12 protein-coding genes are annotated in these 17,860 nt (G+C 64.8%); 6 read left to right on the forward strand and 6 right to left on the reverse strand.

All coding sequences use genetic code 11. The features are described 5' to 3' along the window. Nucleotides 1-136: 136 nt before the first annotated feature. Nucleotides 137-271, reverse strand: a complete 135-nt coding sequence (locus tag ACOZJV_RS00570) for a DUF2256 domain-containing protein (protein WP_078468885.1) — start codon at nt 269-271, stop codon at nt 137-139. Continuing rightward, the gene (locus tag ACOZJV_RS00575) at nt 268-1,806 is read right to left on the reverse strand and encodes a cryptochrome/photolyase family protein (RefSeq protein WP_421546487.1); all 1,539 of its coding nucleotides are present in this window, start codon (nt 1,804-1,806) and stop codon (nt 268-270) included. The genes ACOZJV_RS00570 and ACOZJV_RS00575 overlap by 4 nt, the downstream gene beginning before the upstream one ends. A 408-nt stretch (nt 1,807-2,214) precedes the next feature. Between ACOZJV_RS00575 and ACOZJV_RS00580 the strand changes: the two genes are divergently transcribed. Together ACOZJV_RS00580 and ACOZJV_RS00585 are read left to right on the forward strand one after the other, a co-directional pair. After that, nucleotides 2,215-2,517 (forward strand): hypothetical protein, encoded by a 303-nt coding sequence (locus tag ACOZJV_RS00580; protein ID WP_153050178.1) that lies wholly within the window; start codon nt 2,215-2,217, stop codon nt 2,515-2,517. Beyond that, entirely contained in the window at nt 2,483-3,577 is a 1,095-nt protein-coding gene (locus ACOZJV_RS00585) for a hypothetical protein (protein WP_421546488.1), read from the forward strand. Before ACOZJV_RS00580 ends, ACOZJV_RS00585 begins: the two co-directional genes overlap by 35 nt. A 93-nt stretch (nt 3,578-3,670) precedes the next feature. Here ACOZJV_RS00585 and ACOZJV_RS00590 read toward each other — a convergent pair whose 3' ends face one another. The 3 genes from ACOZJV_RS00590 to ACOZJV_RS00600 all read right to left on the reverse strand — a co-directional run bounded on the left by ACOZJV_RS00590 (nt 3,671) and on the right by ACOZJV_RS00600 (nt 7,937). Beyond that, nucleotides 3,671-4,237 carry a hypothetical protein gene (locus ACOZJV_RS00590; RefSeq protein WP_201131393.1) on the reverse strand — a complete coding sequence of 189 codons (567 nt, stop codon included), beginning with the start codon at nt 4,235-4,237 and terminating at the stop codon, nt 3,671-3,673. Nucleotides 4,238-4,485: 248 nt separating this feature from the next. Next, nucleotides 4,486-6,201 (reverse strand): ABC transporter ATP-binding protein, encoded by a 1,716-nt coding sequence (locus ACOZJV_RS00595; protein WP_421546489.1) that lies wholly within the window; start codon nt 6,199-6,201, stop codon nt 4,486-4,488. Next, complete coding sequence (locus tag ACOZJV_RS00600) at nt 6,198-7,937, reverse strand: ABC transporter ATP-binding protein (RefSeq protein ID WP_421546490.1); 1,740 nt, start codon at nt 7,935-7,937, stop codon at nt 6,198-6,200. The genes ACOZJV_RS00595 and ACOZJV_RS00600 overlap by 4 nt, the downstream gene beginning before the upstream one ends. A 380-nt stretch (nt 7,938-8,317) precedes the next feature. Between ACOZJV_RS00600 and ACOZJV_RS00605 the strand changes: the two genes are divergently transcribed. From ACOZJV_RS00605 to ACOZJV_RS00615, 3 genes are read left to right on the forward strand one after another with little or no spacing between them, the layout of a single operon-like run. After that, the gene (locus tag ACOZJV_RS00605) at nt 8,318-9,202 is read left to right on the forward strand and encodes an ABC transporter ATP-binding protein (protein ID WP_421546491.1); all 885 of its coding nucleotides are present in this window, start codon (nt 8,318-8,320) and stop codon (nt 9,200-9,202) included. Then, the gene (locus ACOZJV_RS00610) at nt 9,199-12,303 is read left to right on the forward strand and encodes a hypothetical protein (RefSeq protein WP_421546492.1); all 3,105 of its coding nucleotides are present in this window, start codon (nt 9,199-9,201) and stop codon (nt 12,301-12,303) included. Before ACOZJV_RS00605 ends, ACOZJV_RS00610 begins: the two co-directional genes overlap by 4 nt. Before the next feature lie 36 nt (nt 12,304-12,339). After that, nucleotides 12,340-14,481: a TonB-dependent receptor gene (locus ACOZJV_RS00615; protein ID WP_421546493.1), complete on the forward strand. Its 2,142-nt coding sequence runs from the start codon at nt 12,340-12,342 to the stop codon at nt 14,479-14,481. 42 nt (nt 14,482-14,523) lie between these two features. On the opposite strand, the gene ACOZJV_RS00620 is transcribed toward ACOZJV_RS00615, so the two are convergent. Further along, nucleotides 14,524-16,566: a TonB-dependent receptor gene (locus ACOZJV_RS00620; protein WP_238596114.1), complete on the reverse strand. Its 2,043-nt coding sequence runs from the start codon at nt 16,564-16,566 to the stop codon at nt 14,524-14,526. A 242-nt stretch (nt 16,567-16,808) separates the two neighbouring features. Here ACOZJV_RS00620 and ACOZJV_RS00625 point away from each other — a divergent pair, with 242 nt between their 5' ends. Beyond that, the gene (locus tag ACOZJV_RS00625; RefSeq protein ID WP_421546494.1) at nt 16,809-17,846 is read left to right on the forward strand and encodes a helix-turn-helix transcriptional regulator; all 1,038 of its coding nucleotides are present in this window, start codon (nt 16,809-16,811) and stop codon (nt 17,844-17,846) included. Nucleotides 17,847-17,860: the final 14 nt, after the last annotated feature.

Genomic DNA, 17,860 nt, shown 5'->3' on the forward strand with positions numbered 1-17,860 from the left:
AGCGCCCTGGGGCAGCGCCAGCCCCGGTGAGAATGTCAGCGTAGCAGCCCGGGCCCCAGGCGCAGGGTGATGGGCGTCTCAGGCGCCCACCCCAAGGCATCGTCGCGACGATTCGCCTTTGTCGGCGCAGCAACACTCACCGGGCTTTGTGCCGCCGACAGCGCTCCGAGCAATAGCGCACCTGATCCCAGCACCGCGCCCATTTCTTGCGCCAGGCAAAGGGCAACCCGCAGGTCGCGCAGGTCTTGACCGGCAGTTCGCTCTTTTTCACAGCGGGTCCCCGGCGTCCAGGGCCGCGAGCAAATGCTGGCCGCGTTGCCAGAGCGCTTGCTGCTTGGCCTCCGGCATGCGGTCGAGGTTTTTATAGAGCATGGCCATGCGTTGGTTGCCCCGCAGCAGGTCGCCGTGGCGCATCAGGAAGTGCCAGTACAGCGCATTGAAGGGGCAGGCATTGTCGGCCGTGCTTTCAGTGACCTTGTACGCGCAGTCGCGGCAGTAATCCGACATGCGCTTGATGTACTGGCCACTGGCGCAATAGGGTTTGGACCCCAGGTAACCGCCATCGGCATGCATGACCATGCCCAGGGTATTGGGCAGTTCGACCCAGTCGAAGGCGTCCATGTAGATGGCCAGGTACCACTCGCAGATCTGGCTCGGCACGATCCCGGCCAGCAGGGCAAAGTTGCCGGTGACCATCAGCCGCTGGATGTGATGGGCGTAGGCATGCTCCAGGCTCTGGCCGATGGCCTGGCGCATGCAGTTCATCCGGGTGGCGCCGGTCCAGTAGAACTCGGGCAGCGGCCGCTGGTTGCCGAAGGCATTGCCCTGGGCGTAGTCGGGCATTTTCAGCCAGTACACGCCGCGCACGTACTCGCGCCAGCCGATCAGTTGGCGGATAAAGCCTTCGGCGGCATTCAGGGCAATCCTGCCCGACCAGTACGCCGCCTCCACATCGCTGCAGACCTGGCGGACATCCAGCAGGCCGATATTCAGCGCGGCGCTGATGCGTGCGTGAAACAGAAACGGTTCGTTGCTGGCCATGGCGTCCTGGTAGTCGCCAAACCCGGCCAGGCCGAAATCCAGAAAGTACTCCCACAGCGCCAGGGCCTCGGCGTGGGTCACCGGGTAGTCGAAGCGCTCCAGGGAGCCGTAGTGGCTGGAGAAGCGTGCGGCCACCAACTCCAGCACCTCGCAGGTAATCGAGTCCGTGCCAAACCGCGCCGGGTAGGGCGCCTTCGTTCCCTTGGGCAGCGCCTTGCGGTTGTCCGCATCAAAGTTCCAGGCACCGCCCACCGGGCTGCCGTCGCCATTGAGCAATAGCCCGCATTTGCGCCGCATCTCACGGTAAAAGAACTCCATGCGCAGCTGTTTCTTGCCCTGGGCCCAGGCCGCGAACTCGCTGCGGGAACAGATAAAACGCGTATCGGCGTGCCACTCGACGCTTAACCCGCAGTCCTTGATCGACTGTTCGAGGCGCCAGTCGCCGCACTCCGTCAGGCACAGGACCTGAGCCTGCAACAGCGCTTGCCAGCGGCGCAATTCGCCCGGCACCGAGCCGGTGTTGTGCGGATCATCCAGGGTCACGTACTGCACCCGCAAACCCCGTTCGCGCAACGCCTGGGCAAAATGGCGCATGGCACTGAAAATCAGCACGATCTTCTGCGGGTGATGGGGCACATGGCTGGCTTCCTCCATCACCTCCACCAGCAACACCGTGTCGCGTTGCGCATCCAGCCCCTGCAGCGAGGCCAGGTCAAAGGACAACTGGTCGCCCAGCACCAGGCACAGTCGGCGAGTCGTATTCATGGGTGGATCCAGCCAGTGTCGGGTGAGCGGAAGGTCATCCGGGCGGGAAGAGGGGGCGCAACACCGGATACGCTGTGGTTCTATCGTCTAAAACCTATACAAATATATATTTGTGTATAGGTTATTCATAGAGCTTTGCGCAGGAAACGGGATTGTTCCGCGGTGCCTGAGGAACCACCCTCAGCCAGGTCTGTAGCTCGTAACAGCGGTCGATGGCCTGGCAAGGCCTGCCTTGCAAACTGAAAAGCCCCGGCTACGCTGATGGCAGAATGCCCTACCTGAAAAAAAGAGCATCCCTATAACAGCTTGTATGGCCCCCTCATTCATTCGAAATGTTGAAGGCTTGGAATGCACTTAATGCTCAGGTGGCTACTTATACTTTCCATCTCGCTGACGTGCTCTTGCACGGTGGTTCATATTATCGGCGAGAGCGGCAATGTCGAAACCCGCTGGATGCCGGGCATCTCCTATATCCACATTGACGCCACTGAGCGTCCCTTGTACGTGCAAAGTGAGACCCTGGGCCTTGGCTTTTCCAATCAATCACTGACGCTGGGTTACGGGGTGTTTGAACAAGTAGTGGTAGAGGATATCAGCGGCGGCACCTGCCTCCTGATATCTATTGCTGGCGGCCCCGCCAATCGAGACTTCTCATTTCAGAAAAAGGATCCTGAATATGTTTGTACAAACAAGGAAGTCAGCGTTCGTTAATACCAGGGCCATGCTCCTGGTGGTGGCGGGGGCAGGAGCGGGGTGTGCCCCCTTGCAGCAAGCGCCCTTGGTCTATACATCTTCCCACGTGATTGGCGTGAAGCTTGGGGTCGCCCCTACGCAGCCGGAATCCATGGAAGCCGTGATCGGCTATAAGGACCTGGACGCCGCCTATGCGCCTGTCGCGGTCTCTAATCCGCATTTGGACAAGGCCATGCAACCTGGAAATAAATACGATAAGGATCTCTATGAAATCAAGGAAATCTACGGGATCTATGGAACTCAGGCGAGCGCGGCGGGTGCCACTCAGTTATTGACGCCGGAAGAGTCGGTGGATATGAAGACGTATTTTGAAGAGTTCTCGAAGAAGGAGAACAGCGCAATCACCACCAGTAAGGCTAAGGCCGATTGGGAGGAAAAGCAGATTTGGAAGACGTTGAGTGAACAATTAATAAAGGAGTCTAAGGGGAGGGGCTGTAAAGAACTCGTAAGAAGTATGCCTATCAAAGACACCTATTTAAATCTATTCAACTGCGTTGCGGTAGATGCCCAAAGCGAAGTCAGGAGGATGTACGGCACCTTAAGCGATAAAAATCAGAGTTATGACTACTTTGATAGTGAGGAGCGCAAAGCTAAAGCGGAGTATGACAAAGCTAACGATGCCTCTCAGGTCGCCCTGACGAATTTCGCCCGCATCACTGACAAAGTTAAGGGCGCCCTTGAGAAGTTGGCCAGTATCCAGAAACGAGACGCCATTTCGGTCTATGGCTCGTTCGACGCCGATACCGGTGCAGAGACTGCCAAGGTCCAGGGCACCGACACCAATGGAAATAATGGTGTGAAGGTTAAAGTCGGCAAGGTTTTTTCAACCGGCGTGGCTGCGCAGAACGTGTCCGAGGCACAAAAAACTGTCGCTTCAGCGGTGGTTGTCAGTGCATGTATCAATGCCCTGGGTGATCAGGCGCAGAAGGTGCACACAGGAGATGGTGCAGGTGCCGCCAGACAAGCATTTATTCAAGCCTTGTTACCCGAGTGCTTCAAAGTGAAGCAGGAGAAATAATCCCCCTTCAGCCGGTCAGGGGTTTGGTTTTTGCGGCTGGATAAGCTGTCTTGGGGTGAGTCGGAGCGGGTGCACTGCATCCGCTGCCACTCCTCAAAAACCAAACGCCGGATGCCGCCCCTCGCTGTAGCGCCACTTTTTCCCGGCCATAAATGCGTCTTCGCCAAAGTGCCTGCGGATCGCCAGTCGGACTTCATCCGGCACCGGGTCGGTGATCTGCGCGGTGGCCTCCAGCCAATAGAGATCGTCGCCAAGCTGCTCCACACGCTGGAACGGTGCACTTTCTATGGCTTGCCTGCCGAACAGCTCGATATAGGGCTTGCCGTAGAGCGAGATGTTGGGAATTTCCGGCAGGCGCAGGTGAAGGTTGAATGGGGTGTCCCAGCCGGCGAATTCCATGCTGCGGATGTCGCCATACAGGGTGTTGCTACAGGCTGCCAACCGTTTGATCAAAGCCAGGAAGTCGTCAAGCATTGCGGGCTTTTTGCTGAAGGCTTTGCGCATCAGGAAACCACTGACAAAGGGAAACGATGGCGGGGTCGAGCGATTCCACTGCACTTGGTACCCAAGGTGGCTGCCTGCCTCCAGCACCAGGCTGCCCGCCGTCGCCGAGGTGCCCGGCTGCGCCAGAAAGCGCAGCGGTTCTTCCACATCGACCAATGGCTGGCGCCCTTCGAAGGCGCCGAACCGGGTGGGCCGGATACTGGCGACGGCGCTGTCAAGGCACTGGATGATTGCCCGGGCCTGGGACGGTATCGAGAAGTCGCCCGTTGAGCTCAATGAAAAAGTGACGCCCGGAACTGGATTACTCATGAAGCTTCCCTTGATTTGCTGTGGACAGTCTGCGGCGCGCAGTCTAGCAAGGTCGGACGGCTCGGCGGGGGCCGAACCCTAGGGTGCTTCGGGTGTCAGGCGCCGGCGCGTTGCCGGTCGTGCCAGAAGCCGGCGTAGCGCCCGTGGTTGGCCAGCAGTTGGCGGTGGGTGCCGGATTCCACCAGGCGTCCCTGGTCCAGCACCAGGATCTGGTCGGCGGCCATGATGGTCGGCAGGCGATGGGCGATCACCAGCACCGTGGCGCTGTGCATCAGGCTGCGGATGGCGGCTTGCACAAAGGCTTCGTTCTGCGGGTCGAGGGCTGCCGTGGCTTCATCCAGCAGCACGATCGGCGCACGTTTGAGCAAGGCCCGGGCCAGGGACACGCGCTGGCGCTCGCCACCGGACAGGCTGGCGCCGCCTTCACCCACTGGTGTATCCCAGCCCTGGGGCAGGCGCGCGACGATCTCATCAACCCCCGCCAGGCGCGCCGCCTCGGCCACCTGCCCAGGGCTGGCGTCGGGGCTGCCCACGCGGATATTGGCCGCCAGGCTGTCATCGAACAGGTACACGTCCTGCATCACCAGGGACAGTTGGGCCATCAGGGCTTCATTGGACAGCTCGCGCACATCCACCCCGCCGACCATGACCCGGCCCTGGCTGGCGTCGAAGAAGCGCATCAGCAAGCGGGTGACGGTGGTTTTACCGGAGCCCGAGGCGCCGACGATGGCGGTCATCGAATGGGCAGGGGCGCTGAAACTCAGGTCCTTGAGCACCGATGGGCCGCTGGGATAGGCGAAGCTCACCTGTTCGAAGGCGATGCTGCCGGGGGCGGTCAGTGGCCGGCTCAGAGCCGGTTCTGGCAGCGGTGGTTCGCGCAGGATGCTCACCAGTTGCTCCAGGTCGTTGCCGGCCATGCGCAGCAAGCCGCTGCGAGCAGCGGCTTCGGCCAAGGGCCCGACAAAGCGCGCCACCAGGGCCAGCAGCGCCACCAACTGGATGGCATCGATCTCGCCGGCCATGGCCAGCGCCAGCCCCACGCCCACCAGCAGGGCGAACGCCAATTGCACGGTCAGGCCGCCAGCCAGCAACTTGGGAAAGGTCTGCGCCAGCATCGAGCCGCCGGCCTGCTGTTGCGCCCGATTGGCGGCCTGCAAGGGTGGGTAGCCGTCCTGGGCCTGGCCAAAGGCTCGCAGCACCTGTTGAAACCGTGCGAATTCCACCACGCGGTTGCCGGCCAGGGTAGCGGCGGCCTCCACCCTTTGGTCATTGCGGGCGATGGCGTTGGCCGACCAGTGATGGGTGAAGTAGATCAGAGGTGCGCACAGCACTGCCGTCAGCCCCAGGCGCCAATCAAACACAAACAGGCTCAGGGCCACGGTGGCAGGTACTACCACGCCGGACACCACCGGCCCCAGGTAATGGGCAAACAGGCCGGTGACCATCAGCGTGCCGCTGGTAGCACTGCGGGACAGGCGCCCGATCTGCTCCGAATTGAACCAGCCCAGGGGCAGGCGCATCAGGTGCTGGCCGAGGCGGTCGTGCAGAGTGGTGAGCACCCGCAGGGCCAGGGTGAAGCCCTGCATCGCCTGGTGGTAATGGGCGATACAGCTCAGCAGCACCATGGTCCCGAGCACGCCGAGCCAGGCCATGGCCCCGTGCAGATCACCACTGAACAAGCCGTGCAGGATCGGCACCAGCAAGGCCACGGCCAGCCCCTGGAGCACGGCGCTGATCACCAGCCAGGCCAGGTAGCGGTAAAAGCGTGGGGCGTGGTCGGGGCCCAATAGGGTGAGCAGGCTGCGGATCACAGGGACATCTCCAGGTCGGGGGCGGTGGTTTCAGTGCTGGCGCGCCACAGTCGGGCATAGGCACCGTTGGCCTGCAGCAGTGCGCAGTGGCTGCCGCGCTCCAGCACCCGGCCCTGGTCGAGGACCACGATCTGGTCGACGCCGCTGATGCTCGCCAGGCGATGGGCTATCACCAGTACCGTGCGCCCGCGGGCCAGGGCCGACAGGGCGTCCTGGATCAGTGCCTCGGATTCCGGGTCGGCGTGGGAGGTGGCTTCATCGAGGATCAGCACCGGGGTATCGGCCAGCAGCGTGCGGGCGATGGACAGGCGCTGGGCTTCGCCGCCGGACAGGATCGCGTCCTCGCCGATCACCGATTGGTAGCCACGGGGCAGAGCCTGGATGCGCTCATGGATCTGCGCCGAGCGCGCGGCGGCCTCCAGTTCGGCGTCGCTGGCCTGGGGGCGGCCGAGGCGCAGATTGGCGGCCACGCTGCCGTGCACCAGTTGCGCGTCCTGCAAGACAAAACCCACCTGGCGGTACAACAGGCCTGGCTCGATGTCGCGCACATCGACGCCACCCACCCGCACCCGCCCGGCGCTGACATCGTGAAAGCGCGGCACCAGCTTGGCCAGGGTCGACTTGCCGGCGCCGGAGGCACCCACCAGCGCGGTCACGCTGCCCGCCGGGCAATGCAGGTCGATGCCCCTGAGAATCAGATGCGCCGGGTCGTAGCCAAATTCGACCTGGTCGAAGGTGATGTCGCGGCCCTCTGGGGCTTTGCCCGGCGTCGGGCTAGGCAGCTCCTCGACCTGCAGCAGGGCTTCGATGCGCCCGGCGGCGGCCAGGGCGGTGCGCTGGGCGCCAAGGCTCTGGGTGATCACCAGCAACGACTGGGGGATGACCACCGCCACCAGGGTTTCGGCAAACAGCTCCAGGGGCGTGACCCAGCCCCGGGCCAGCAGCAGGCTGCCGACCCCCAGGCTCACCAACAGAATCAGCGGCACGCTCAAGGCCATGGAGGAAAAGGTCTCCAGGCGCAGCAATGGCCGCACCCAACCGGCGTACTGCGTGCTGAAACGGTCGACCGCCTGCTGATAGCTGCGATGGGCCTGGCCCGCCCGGCCGAACGCCTTGACCACGGCAATGCCATGGACGAACTCGACGATGGCCGCGCTGACCCGGGTCATGCTGACGTCCAGCTGCTGCATCTTATCGCCGAAGCCACGCATCATCAGGCGGTAGGCCAGCCCATAGATCGGCAGGGTCAGCACCGCCAGCAGCGCCAGGCGCCAGTTCAGGCTGGCCAGCCAGAGCAGCCCGGCCAGGGGAGTGACAATGGCCGAGGTCTGCTCCACCGCATGGTGGGCAATCAGGTGATGCAGGTCTTCAAGATCGTCTTGCACCACCTTGCGCACCGCACCGGAGGTGGTGTCGCTGTACCAGCCCAGGGGCACGCGGCCGAGCTTGCGCACCATGGCTTCGCGCAAGCTCGCTTGCAGCCGGTGGTCCGCCAGGTGCGTCAGCCACAGGGCAAGGCCGCTGGCCATCCAGCCCAGGCTCAGGGCGCCCACCACCAGCGCCGCCCAGCGCCACAGCAATTGGGGTTCGGCATGGCCGTCGAGCAACAGACGGCCCAGCTCGGTCAGGCCGATAAAGGGCACCAGGTTGACCAGCGCGCCCACGGCGGCAAACGCCACGCCGAGGCGAACAAGGCGATTGACTGGGCGTTTCAGGGTGTCCAGGGCGCTAGTCATGGGTTTTTCCGTGGTGACTCAGCCGCTGCACCGGTAGTGCCTGGGCGCGGCTGATGTGAATGGCTGGAAAGTCGAGCAGGTTCAAGGAGCAACGATGCTAGTCGTTCCCATTGTCGGCACTACCCGCATCCAGTCGATTTCGCCCCGCATCCATTGGCCGGCCGGGGACTTGGGCGCTGCCGCTGCAGGGGGCGGTCCCTGGAGGCTGCGGGATACGGTTGGAAAATGACTTGAATCGGGTAGAGGCCGACCCGCGGCCTTGTCTACCGTCCCTGGCTGCCCCCTTCGCGGGCAGGTGTTCCCGCCCATCAGTGCCCGCCGCCCATCAGGGTCTCGTTCGACCCGAGGCCGGCGGCGGCACCTTGTCCATGGAGTTGCAGATGTCAGTCGATTCGGGGTTGCAGGTGCGCGGCCTGCACAAGCGCTACAACAACGGTGTCCAAGCGTTGCGCGGTGTGGACCTGAGTGTGGGCCCGGGCATGTACGGCCTGCTGGGCCCCAACGGTGCCGGCAAAAGCAGCCTGATGCGGACCCTGGCCACCCTGCAGCAAGCGGATGCCGGCAGCATTCGCCTGGACGGGGTGAATGTACTGGCCGACTCCGATCACCTGCGCCGGCGCCTGGGTTATCTGCCGCAGCAATTGGGGGCCTATCCGGGCGTCAGTGGCCGGGACCTGCTGGACCGTTTCGCCTGGCTCAAGGGCCGGACCGATGGCCGCCAGCGCCGCGAAGAAATCGAAGGGCTGCTGGCCAAGGTCAATTTGCAGGACGCCGCGCACCGCGCGCTGGCCACCTATTCGGGCGGCATGCTGCGCCGCTTCGGTATCGCCATGGCGTTGGTGGGGGCGCCGCGCCTGTTGATTGTCGATGAGCCGACGGCGGGCCTCGACCCGGCGGAACGCAACCGCTTTCACCGGGTGCTGGCAGATGTAGCCGCCGAGTCCATCGTGCTGCTGTCGACCCATATCGTCGAAGACGTCGAGAACCTGTGCAGCCGCCTCGCGGTATTGGCCGGCGGGCAAATCATTGTCGAAGGCAGCCCGGCGCAACTGCTGCAGGCTGAACAGGGGCGTCTGTGGCAAGCCTCGTTCGCCCGGGGTGAAGCCTTGCCGACGGCATTGCATGTCGCGGCCAGCCCCGAGGGCAGCCGGGTGATCGTGCACGGGGAGCGTCCGGCCGACCCACGTTTCATCCCCCACACGCCACGCCTGGAAGATATCTACTACCTGGCACTGGCCCAGGCCGGCGAGGTGGTCGAGGCATGAATACCTTCGCCCTGATGATGCGCGAGGCCTGGGTGGAAATACGGGCCGGGCTGCGCAGCGGCATTCCGTTGCTGGTGTTCCTGGGCCTGGCCGGCTACTTGCTGATGTCCCTGACCAATGCCGACTACGTGCAGAAAATGGGCGCCAGCGATATTCCGCGCAATGCTCCCAGCCTGATTTACCTGATGGCGTGCGGCTGCATGTTCTTCCTGTTTTTTGCCTGGGCCTGGGTCTTTGCCCAGCCGGCCCTGAGGGAGCGCAAGGCGCAGTTGGAGGAGGTCTGGCTGGCCTTGCCGGTGTCGTTGCCGGCACTGTTGTGGGGGCGCTTTATCGGCGCGGCGGTGGTGGGCGGCCTGCTCGCCAGCTCGTTGCTGGTCGGTTTTTTGTTGAGCCCGGTCCTGGCCTGGCTGGGTTGGGTGCCGGCGGGCAGCATCGCGGCGCCGGCATGGGCGGCGCTGGGGTTTACCTGGGTGGCCCTGCTGCTGCCGGTGAGTACCGGCGTCGGGGCCCTGTATTACCTGCTGGCGCTGCGCAGCCGCGGGCTGGCGGCACCCTTTGCCCTGGCCACGCTGCTGATGCTGCTATGGATGTTCGCCGTGGTGGTGCTCAAGGGCGGGCATATCAATCCGCTGTTGGCGGCCAGCCTCGACCCGTCGCTGTTTACCTTCGCCCAGGCCCAGGTCGAAACCTGGAGCCCGGGGCAGAAGTCCCAGGCCTTGCTGGCATTGACCCCGGGCTTCTGGCTCAACCGTGGCCTGTGGTGTGGCGTGCCTCTGTTGCTGTTGGCCTGGGTCCTGGCCCGCAGTACGCGGGAGGGCTTGATGGGGCGGCGCTCCGGCACGCTGCTGGCCGAGCCGGCGCTGCACCGGGCGTCGGATGCACCTGTGCCGGGCCCGTTGCTGCCCAGTCGCTGGGCACTGGCCCTGCGCTGCGAAACCCATTGGCAGTTACGTCAGATCCTGGCCCGCAAGCTGGCCTGGCTGGCCCTGGGGTTGTTGCTGGTGATGGGGGTGCTCAGCGGCTTTGTGCATGGGGTGTGGCATGCCAGCGGGCCAATGGTACCCCGGGCGGACCTGACCCTGCCGCTGCTGTCCAGTGCGCTGTTTCTGGTGATCGCCTTCGTGCTGGCGGCGCTGGTGGGCCTGGTCTGTCGTCGCGATGCGGTGGAGGGGCTGGGGGAGATGCTGCACGCCACGCCGGCCCCGGTCTGGTTGCGCCTGCTCGGCCAGGTGCTGTGCGTGGTGCTGGCGACCCTGCTGCTGGCCCTGGTGCCCGGCGTCGCCAGCCTGTTGATCAGCGCCATCGCCGCACCGCACAGCCTGGCCCCGGGCCTGGGGCTGACCTACTCACTGCTGGTGTTCGCTCCGCCCTTGCTGGAGCTGGCCCTGCTGACGGTGCTGGTGCATGCGTTGATCCGCCGTTCCGGGCTGGCCTACGCCACTTCGATGCTGCTGACATTTTTCCTGGTGCTCAATCACGAACTGGGGCTTGTGAGTTACCCACCCTATGCCATGGCGATCCCGGCTCATGTGGCGTTGTCGGCGTTGACCGGATGGGCGCCCTGGTGGCCGTACCTGGCGACCCTGGCCAGCTGGAAACTGGCGCTGTGCCTGGTGTTGCTGGCGCTGGCGGCCCTGGCCTTGCCCCGCGGGCCCGAGCCGCGGCGAATGGCCGATCTGCGTCGGCGCCTGTTCGGCCTGCCGGGTGCACTGCTGGCGTCGGGGCTGGTGCTGATGGGCAGCAGCGGTGCGCTGTTGCATCGGCATCTGGTGGAGCAGGGCACTTATCAGTCGGCTGCTGCCGAGCGGGCCGAACGCGCGGCCTGGGAGCGGCGCTGGCTGGCCGGTGCAGGTCCCTGGCAGGTTGCTGGTGGCCACCTGCGCTTGCAGGTGGATGGCGCGGCGCGGCAGGTGCTGGGGCAGTGGACCCTGGAGGGCGTGATCGCCGCTAACGGGCAGCTGGATGCCGAGTTGCCAGTGGGCATGAAGGTCACTGAGGTCCGAGTGATGGGCCAGCCGCTGGCAGTGGAACAAGACACGGACCACCTGCGCATTGCCCTGGGTACGTGCGCGGCGACGGGGTGCAAGGTGGATATGCGCTGGACCTTGAGCGCCAGCGGTTGGCCGAGCGCGGGCGAGGGCTTCTGGCTAGGCCCTCGGGCGGTGTGGCTGGAAGCGCGGCGGGTGATGCCGCGCCTCGGCTTCGACCCCGAGCGATGGTTGCGGGCGCCGTTGCAGCGCACACAGGCCGGGTTGCCGGTGCAGTTGCCCATGCTGCCGGCGGGGGCTGCGGTGGCGGCCCAGGCGGTGGCCCCGGCGGGTGCCTGGCAATGGCTGATCGAGCTCAACGGCCAATCCATCAGTGGCAGCAGTCAGCAGCCGTTGGACTTTGCTTACGCCATCGCTCCTGGAGCCTTGGCCCAGAACCTGGACGGCGTGCAGGTCGTGGCCGATGCCAGTCGTCAGCAGACCGCCCGTGAGGTGCGCGAGGACCTGGACGCCATGGCCGCCTGCGTGGCGCAGCGCCTGGGCAGCAGCCCGACGGTCAATGAACTGAGCCAGTGGCCCAGCGGCATGGGCCGCAGCCGCTTGAGCCATGGTCATCTGTTGCTGGGTCAGACGCCGAGCTGGGATGTGGCGGCGGCCGGCGTCGGACGCTGGGCGCGGCGCGGGCATATCGCCGAACTGCTGGCTCGTCAGCGCCTGATCAGCACCGGCGACCTGCGTGAAGCCCCCGGGCATGTCTGGCTCAGCCACGGCGTGGCCGGGGCCATCGGCTTGCTGTGTGTGGGCGATGTGGACGGCCCCGAAGCCCGGGCCGCACTGGTTCGGCTACAGGCCGATGACCTGGCCCGGGCCCTGGGCAGCGACGGCGAACCCATCGGCACCCTGGCCCAAGCCCGGGAGCAGGGCTGGGCGACGTTATATGCCCCTTTGGCCAGCCTGGACTGGGTCGCCAGCCAGAGCCCCGAACAACTGACGGCCATGACGGCCGCACTGCGCAACGGCCAGGGATGGCCCGCTTCGATCCAGGGCCTGCTTGGCGCGCCCTCGGAGCCTGTGGTGGCCGAGGCGCTGCGGCGCTGGGGCCCGCCGCAATAAATGGTCCTTGCTCTTTCATATCCCTGGAGTTTTTCCATGCCTGCACATTGGTCACTCACACCGCTGCGCCGTCCCGAGGGCTGGCGCGCCAACGTCCTTACCCAAACCCTGGCCCTGGCCTTGTCCAGCCAGATGTGCCCGGCCTTTGCCGTGGACTACCAGCCGCGCCCCGGCGCCATCGAGTTGACCCCACTGACAGTCAGTGCCCGGTTGAACCAGGAAAGCGCCCAGGACATCCCGTTCGGCCTGTCAGTGATCGACGGGGCCACCCTGGATGCCCGGCGCCTGCGCACCCTCGAAGAAGCCTTGCGCGGCACCCCCGGAGTCGACGTCAATTCCTGGGGCGGCGCCAATGACGCCAATGTGCGCATTCGCGGCGTCGGCTCGCTGAACCAGATGAGCATGGACGACGGCTCGGTGCTGCTGAATGTGGACGGGGTGCCGATGTCGATGCGCAATGCGGCCATGGCCACCCTCGATGTGCAGCAGGTGGAGGTGCTCAAGGGGCCCCAGGGCACCCTGCTTGGACGCAACAGCGAGGCCGGGGCGATCAACGTCACCACCCGCAAGCCGACCCGCGAGGTGCAGGGTTATGTGCGTGCCGAAGGCGGCCAGCAAGGCCAGTTCATGACTGAAGGTGCCCTGGGCGGTCCGTTGACCGAGACCCTGGCCGGGCGCCTTGCACTGCGCCGCAGCGGTTTCGACAACTGGGTCGACGACCAGCAGGATGGCCAGCCACTGACCAGCCCCCGGGACCTGGCCCTGCGCGGCAGCCTGCTGTGGGACAACGATGCGGGCAGCACCGGGCTGCTGGTTGCCGAACGCCAGCGGGCCGAACAGCATGCCGGCCTGGAGATGCTGCGGCCCTTCGCCAGCCAACCGAGCCTGGACTACACCCCCGGCGTCTTTGACGGTAACCGCAAGACCAATGAACGCTATTCCCTTGAGCTGAACCGGGACCTGGCGCAGTCGCGACTGACCTCGATCAGTGCCTATACCCGCACCGACTTCAACGCGGTCAAGGGTTACGATCGCAACATCACCCGTGCGCTGTACGGCTCGCCCTTCGAATACCTGATCGAGGATGCGGCCCGCGAGCAAGTCTGGAGCCAGGACCTGCGGCTGGGCTCGCTGGCGGGGGCCGAGGTGTTTTGGGTCGGCGGGTTCAACCTCTCGCGTTCCGAACGCAGTTTCGACTCCGACAACTTCACCAACGGCGCCCGGCAACGGCGTGACTTCAGCAGCAACAGCCATGCGGCCTATGGCGAAGTAACCTATCCGCTTGCCGAGGACTGGAAGCTCACCACCGGCCTGCGTCATACCTGGGATCGCAAGACCTACGACGCCGACTACTCCAGCGCCGGCAGCGTGGCCCATGACAGCCGGCAGTTGCAGGACCACTACAGCACCGGGCGGGTGGCGCTGGCCTACGCGTTGACGCCCCAGAGCAACCTCTACGCGGTGCTGGCGCGCGGCTACAAGTCAGCCGGTTTCAACGATTACGCCACCTCGGCCAAGGACAGCGAGCCCTACAAGGCGGCCAAGGTGAACTCAGCCGAACTGGGCTTCAAACACGCCAGCGAGGACGGGGCGTTGAGCCTCGAAGGCGCGCTGTTTATCACCCGGGTCCGGGATGACCACCTGCTGGGTTATGACTTCAACACCCTGGCGGTCAGCGCGGTGAATGCTGACACCCGCAGCCAGGGCGCCGAGCTGTCGAGCACCTGGCATGTCAACGATCAACTGACCCTGGGCAGCGCCATGAGCTACACCCATGCACGGGTGACCTCGGCTGCGCCAGGGGTGTCTGGCGGTGATGTGGCCGCGGGCAGCCGGGTGCCGGATGTGCCGTTGTGGAGTGGCAATTTCAGCCTGGCCTGGACCCGGGACCTGCCTGATTGGCTGGGGTTGCCGGCACCAAGGCTGAATACCCTGTTCAATTACCGGTTGCAGAAAAACCGCCCGGCGGACGCGCAGAATCACTACGACCTCAAGGGTTACGCCAAGTTGGATGCGCACCTGGGGCTGGAAAGTGCCGGCTCGGAAGTCTACCTCTGGGGCGACAACCTGCTGGATGCGCGTTATGACCTGTATGGCTCGTACTCCACCGATCAGGTGCTGACCGGCCTGCCCGGCAGGGGGCGCTCGGTGGGGCTGGGGTACTGCTATTCGTTCTGACTCGCGGGCAGTGGGAGCAGGCACGCCTGCTCCCCGGATCCGTCAGAACTGATAGGTGTAGCCGACGCCAAGGGTGCGGCGCTGCGCGGGCGCGCCATAGGCCACCGGGTCGCTGTAGAAACCATAGGTGTCATAGGTCTGGTTCAGCAGGTTGTCGGCGTAGGCATAGACTTCGCCGAATCGGCTTTCCAGGCCGGCACGCAGGTCCAGTTTTTCGTAGTTGTCCAGGTTGAAATGGTTCTGCGGGTCCGCCGCCCGTTCGCCCACCAGGTGGTAGTTGAGGCTGGTGTTGAGGGTGGTTTCTCCGAGGCTGGCAAGGGTGCCCAGGGGGTGCTTCCAACTGGCGTTGAAATTGCCGCTCCAGCGCGGCACATCCGGTGTGCGGTTGCCGGCGTCGACGTCACCGGCCTGGATCCCCTGCACACCGCTGGTGATCCTGGCGTCGAGGTAGGTGGCGCTGGCGGCCAGGGTCAAGCCATGGTCGAAGCGCCAGCTGCCTTCGAACTCGGCACCTCGGGTCCGGGTGTCGGCGTTGAAGGCGTTGGTGGCGAAGGTCGCGGCGTCGTAGCCCAGCAGGTGGTCATCCTTGACCCGGGTGTAGAACACGGCGCCACTGAGGCTGCCACGGCGGTCGGCGGTTTCACTCTTGATCCCCAGTTCAACGGCGTTGCTGACGGCGGCCCGGTACGGCTCGCTGTCGCTGACCTGGGAGGCATAGTCATTGAAACCACCGGATTTATAGCCCCGTGCCCCTTGCACGTAGACGTTGGTCTGCGGGGTGAGGGCGTAGCTCAGGGCGACGCGGCCGGTGCCGTAGTGATCGGTCAATCGGCGCGAGTCGTCGACCGCGTCGCTGCCCGCGAAATACTGGCCGTTGTAGGTCTTGCGATCCCAGGAGTGACGGTAGCCGGTGGTCAGCTTCAGGCGCTCGCTCAAGGGCAAGGTCACCTCGCCGTAGCCGGCATAGGTGGTGGTGCTGAAGTCGCGGAACTTGGCGCCCGAGGTGCCGTAGGTGTTGCGCGGGGTGTCATAACTGCGCTCGTTGCGCGTGGCGGCAAGGCCGGTGACCCAGAACACCTCGGAATCGGGCAGGGAGCTCAAGTGCAGATCCTGGCTCCAGCTGCGCTCGAAGGATTTGTCCACCACCCAGAACTCATTGGGCGTGCCGTACAGGGCGCCCATGAGTTTGCTGTCGTAGGCGATCAGGCCTTCGAAGTTCGCGGTGGAAGTGGCGGTGGTGGAGGTCAGGCGGCTGTTGGCGAAATCATGGTCGAGTTTGATCGCGTAGCGTTCGGTGGTCTTGAAGTTGTCGTCGAACAGGCCCGGGGTCAGGTCCAGGCTCGGGTCGCTGCCGTAGGGGCGCAGCACCAGAGAGTTGGTGGCGCGCCTGGTTTTCTGCCGTTCGGCGCTGAACAGTACGTGGGTGTCAGGGTCGAGGTCCCACAGCAGGCTGCCCCGGTAGGCCTCGTTGCGTGGCTTGGTCAGGGGGTGGTTGGTCTGGTCGTTGTCGATCCAGCTGTCGTAGCCTGCGCGGCGTACCGCCAGCCGGCCACTGAGGCTGTCACTGAGGGCCCCGCCCACCGCGCCCTCGGTGAGGAACTGGCCTTCCTGGCCCACTTCACCGCGCACATAACCTTGCAGCTCGCGGCTGGGCTGGCGGGTGGTGATATTCACCGCGCCCGCCTGGCCAAGGGCGCCAGACAAGGTGCCCTGCGGACCCTTGAGCACTTCGATGCGCTCGACATCCAGAGTCTCGAAACCCAGGCTGCGGGACGATACCGGCACCCCATCGATGTTGAAGGCTACCGAACTGTCATCCATGGACATCTGGTACAGCGAGCCGACACCGCGAATCAGCACGTTGAAATCATTCGGCCCGCCGGACGAGTTGACGCTGACCCCGGAGGTGTTGCGCAGGGCGCTCTCCAGGGTGTCGAGGCGCTGGGTGCGCAGCTGTTCGCCGCTGATCACGCTGAGGCTGATGGGCACGTCCTTGGGGTCCTCCTGCTCCATGCGCGCGGTCACGGTCGAGGCCGGCAACTGCAGGGTGTCCCGGGCCGTCTCGGCCAGGGCGCCATGACTCAAGGTGCAACTGATGGCTATTGTTATAGTGTAACGTGTGTAGGCTGGTCGACGGCTGGCGGTCGAGGGGCGTGGTGCAGACATGATGGGGCCTTGGCTGGGTTCTTGGGCGATGCGCATCGCGGTGTGCGACGGCGGCTAAGGAAGCAACTGCAACGCCGCGAATGCTAGTGATTATCAATTGCGCCTCTCTACCCCAATGTGATCTGATTCGAGCCGTATCCGGTCAGCAAGGAGATTTATCGATGTCAGCTGTTCAGGAGGAGGGGCTTGAGTCCCTGCCCATCTCGCGGATTATTGCCAATGGCTATGGCGGGGAATTCGGCCCGGGCACCCAGTGCCGGGTCACCCGTGTGACCTTGCAGGGAGGGCTGGACATCGTGCGCTGGCAAAGCACCTTCGAGCAGCCGGTCGAACTGCCGCTGCATGACGACAGCGAGCGCATCCACTTCAGCTTCACCAACCTGCTCAGGGGCAAGGCCTCCTGCAGCTTCCTCGAAGGCAGGCGCCAGCGTCGATTCGCGATTGACGAGGGGGCGGGCAGCATCAGTTTCGGGCGCAGCCGCCAGGGCCTCTACCACCAGCACGGCGAGATCGACAACATCACGGTGATGATCCATCCCGAATTGCTGGCCCAGTGGGAAACCCAGATCGATCCGACCCTGCACAGCGCACTGGCGTGCGATCACTGTTTCCTGGACGGCCACCGCAGCGGCGAAATGAGCGCCACCGCGCAACTGCTCTGCGACGCCATGGACCCCGGTGCTGGCCTGGCCCCGGGCCCGCCGCGCAGCAGCCTGTGGCTGTATGGCCAGAGCGTGACCCTGGTCAGCCTGTTCCTGGAGGCACGGCGCAACCCGGGCTGTATCTGCCGCATCAGCCACATCGACCGGCAACGACTGCTGCGCGCCCGGGAGCGGCTGCTCCAGGACCTGGGCAAGGCGCCCAGCCTGTCCGAGCTGGCGCGGGAGTCGGGAATGAGCCAGCCCAAGCTGACCCGAGGCTTTCGCCAACTGTTCTGCAACAGCGTGTACGGCGTGTTCCAGCAAGCGCGGATGATTCAGGCCCGCAGTCGGCTACTGGAGGGCGATGAGTCGGTGATGCGGGTTGCCTCGGACCTGGGCTACGCCAACGCCAGCCATTTCGCCACGGCGTTTCGCAAACAGTTCGGCATCAATCCATCGCTGCTCAAGCACGGCGGCAAAAGCTGGCTCATCGGTGCCGATCCGCTGAGCCAGGACCTTCAGTGCCAGATCTTCAGTGAGGGTTCAGGCTCAGCGTAGCCCAGGGCCCAGCA

Origin of the sequence: Pseudomonas sp. QD4 (assembly GCF_049199125.1) — a bacterium.
Classification (GTDB): domain Bacteria; phylum Pseudomonadota; class Gammaproteobacteria; order Pseudomonadales; family Pseudomonadaceae; genus Aquipseudomonas.